The sequence below is a fragment of the Arthrobacter sp. 10T425 genome, from assembly GCF_056393985.1.
The window spans coordinates 1-453 of record NZ_JBFTGZ010000079.1 but is presented as its reverse complement, the minus strand read 5'-3'; the positions used below and the strand labels follow the sequence as shown (position 1 = coordinate 453).

The following is a 453-nucleotide window of genomic DNA, read 5'->3' as shown; positions in this document are numbered from 1 at the left end:
GCATTGCTCAGCGTGTAGGTCACCACGGCGGCGCCCGAGAACGCGGCAGCCGGCGTGAACGTCACCGTGTAGCCGGCGGCGGCAGCCACCTGCTTGTCCGCGCTGGCGGGGCTCTTGGCCGCGCTGGCGGCCACGGTGGCACTGCCGGCGTTGGCCGGCGTCACCGAGACGATGGTCACGCCCGTGAACGGGCCACCCGTGGCGCCCTCGGTCACGTCCACGCTGACCGGCCGGTTGGCGAGGGTCGAGAGCTGCCGCTGGGCCACCGCGATCGGCACCGCGTTCACGTTGACGGTGACCGTCACCGGCGCCGAGGCCCCGGCGCTATTGTTCAGCGCGTAGGCGAACGTCACCGCGCCCGAGGTGGTCGGCGTGGGGGTGTAGACGATGTCCAGCCCATTGACGACCACGCTGCCACTGGCCGGCGGCGTGGTGATCGTCACGCCCGAGAAC

1 protein-coding gene is annotated in these 453 nt (G+C 72.2%); it reads right to left on the bottom strand.

Annotated elements, in window-relative coordinates; genetic code table 11:
• Nucleotides 1–453 (bottom strand): Ig-like domain-containing protein (locus tag AC1DDH_RS20610; RefSeq protein WP_476956234.1); only part of this gene is annotated, 453 nt, incomplete at both ends.